The 2,298-nt window shown below is 73.2% G+C and carries 4 protein-coding genes; 1 reads left to right on the plus strand and 3 read right to left on the minus strand.

Going from position 1 to position 2,298, the window contains the following annotated elements:
- The 3 genes from AC5JLB_RS29665 to AC5JLB_RS29675 form a co-directional block, all read right to left on the minus strand.
- The coding region (locus tag AC5JLB_RS29665) for a hypothetical protein (RefSeq protein ID WP_495877415.1) at positions 1-267 on the minus strand (267 nt) is incomplete at its 3' end.
- Positions 264-638: a TraR/DksA family transcriptional regulator gene (locus tag AC5JLB_RS29670; RefSeq protein WP_495877416.1), complete on the minus strand. Its 375-nt coding sequence runs from the start codon at positions 636-638 to the stop codon at positions 264-266. The genes AC5JLB_RS29665 and AC5JLB_RS29670, both read right to left, overlap by 4 nt.
- Before the next feature lie 121 nt (positions 639-759).
- A complete protein-coding gene (locus tag AC5JLB_RS29675) occupies positions 760-2,013 on the minus strand; it encodes a serine hydrolase domain-containing protein (protein ID WP_495877417.1) in 1,254 nt (417 codons plus the stop codon).
- A gap of 150 nt (positions 2,014-2,163) precedes the next feature.
- Between AC5JLB_RS29675 and AC5JLB_RS29680 the strand changes: the two genes are divergently transcribed.
- On the plus strand, positions 2,164-2,298 hold a 135-nt coding region (locus AC5JLB_RS29680), incomplete at its 3' end, for a DUF3072 domain-containing protein (RefSeq protein ID WP_495877418.1).

Below are 2,298 nucleotides of genomic sequence, written 5' to 3' on the forward strand. Positions count from 1 at the left end.
GCCGAGGTCGTCGACCCACGCGGGTCGGATGGTCAGCCGGACCCGGCGATTGCCGACCCAGGCGCCGAGCCCGGCCACGGCGACGTCGTAGCCGTACACCAGGCGCAGGCCCTCCGGCGGCTCGTGCAGGCCGGCCTGGAGGACCGCCAGCGCGCTCGGCTCACCGGTGGCGTCCACGTCGACCACCACCGCCGTGAGGCGGTCGGTCTCGACGAGGCGGCTGCGCCGGACCGGCAGGGCGCCGGTGCCCGGGAGCGGCTCGTTCACCAGTTGGCGCGGTCGGCCTTGCAGGTCACGCACAGGTCCGTGGCCGGGAGGGCCTCGAGGCGCGGCTCGCCGATGGGGTTGCCGCACTTCACGCAGGTCTTCCAGTCACGGCCCTTGGCCCGCTCCTTGGCGGCGTCGATCACCTCGAGGAACTGCTGCTCCTCGGCGATGCGGGCCCGCAGCCGGTCCCGCTCGAAGCGGGTCAGGTCGCCCTCGGAGCCGCCCTCGTCCTCGCCGGCGCCGACGTCGCTCGCCGCCTCCTCGGGGTCGAGCTCCTCGTAGGTGGCCTGCATGACCTTGATGCTGGCCTCCGTCTCGGCGCGGAGCTGCTCGAGGTTGGCGCGGTGCTGGGCGACGGTGAGCGAAGTCATGCCTCGGGGTACCTCTTCATGGGGCGGGGAGCGGGGAACCTATCCGCTGCGGGCGCGAGTTCCCCACCCCGCGGGGTGGCTCGCACGCCCGGTGGCCGGCGCAGCCCCGTCGCCCCGGACCTCAGGTGGGACGATCGCCGACCGGCGGATCGACCAGCGCCTGCAGCACCAGGGGCTTGAGCTGGCTGCGGATGGGCCAGGTGCTCGACGGCAGGAGCTGGGTCATGAACACGCCGGTGATGTCCTCGACCGGGTCCACCCAGAACGCGGTGCTGGCGGCGCCGCCCCACGAGTACTCGCCCTCGGAGGCGAGCACCCGGTTCTTGACGGGGTCCTGGGTCACGGCGAAGCCCAGCCCGAAGCCCACGCCGTCGTAGGTCGTCTCGGCGAAGAGCTGCCGCCCGAACCCCTCGAGGTCCGCGCCGCCGGGGAGGTGGTTCCGGGTCATGTAGCGGAGCGTGCGCGCCGACAGCAGGCGGACGCCGTCGAGCTCGCCGTCGCCGCGGAGGAGCTCGCTGAATCGGAGGTAGTCGGCCGCCGTCGACACCAGGCCGCCGCCGCCGGAGAGGAAGCTCGGCGCCGTGCGCGAGACCGGGCCGATCTCGTCGAACCGGGCGGCCCGCCCGTCCGCACCCGGGACGTACAGGCCGGCGAGGCGGTGGCGCTGGTCCTCGGGGAGGCCGAAGCCGGTCTCGTGCATGCCGAGGGGCTCGAAGATCCGCTCGGCGAAGACGCGGTCGAGCGACCGCCCCGAGAGGACCTCCACGAGCCGGCCGAGCACGTCCGTCGCGACCGAGTAGTTCCACTCGGTCCCGGGCTGGAACAGCAGCGGCAGCGAGGCCCACGTCTCGCAGGCCTGCGCGAGCGTCACGCCCTTCGGCGCCCCGAGGTCGTAGCCGTGGTCGCGGTAGGCGGCGTCGACGGGGTGGGCCCGGTGGAAGCCGTAGGTGAGGCCGGCGGTGTGGGTCAGCAGGTGCCACACCCGGATCGGCTCGGTGGCCGCCTCGGTCTCCATCTGGTCGGCGCCGCCGCCCGTGTAGACGCGGAGGTCGGCGAACTCCGGCAGCCAGGTGGCGATGGGGTCCTTGAGCGAGAAGGCGCCTTCCTCGTAGAGCATCATCGCCGCCACCGAGGTGATCGGCTTCGACATCGAGTAGATGCGGAAGACCGTGTCCAGCTCCACCGGGAGCTGGGCCTCGACGTCGCGGTGGCCGTACGTGCTGACGTGGGCGAGCCGGCCGTGGCGGCTGACGGCGAGGAGCCAGCCCGGGAGGCGGCCGTCGTCGACGTAGGCGTGGAACGTGCGGTCGATGCGCTCGAGTCGCCCGGCGTCGAAGCCCACCTCTCCGGGGTCGACGTCCACCTGCAGCACCACGGCGTCCTCCTCGTGCCGAGCCGCCCGGCTCGCGTCGGCAGCGACGGTACCGGGCCGGCGCACGGGCGGGAGGCAAGCGCTCGGCGCAGCCTCGAGGATCGTCCGCCCGGGTGAGCATCGCCGAACGGGTGTTCGGGTACGACGGAGCACATGACCGATGCCAACCAGCAGCAGCTCCCCGAGATCGATCCCGACCTGCAGGGCTCGAACCTCGAGAAGGATCCGGACGACTGGACCACGGGCGACGAGCCCATGACCGGTGCCCAGGCGAGCTACCTGAAGACG

This window comes from Myxacorys chilensis (genome assembly GCF_059505265.1).

What these genes read in the sequence shown, in the direction of transcription:
- AC5JLB_RS29670 (WP_495877416.1), bottom strand. Translation starts at nt 638, where the DNA reads ATGACTTCGCTCACCGTCGCCCAGCACCGCGCCAACCTCGAGCAGCTC.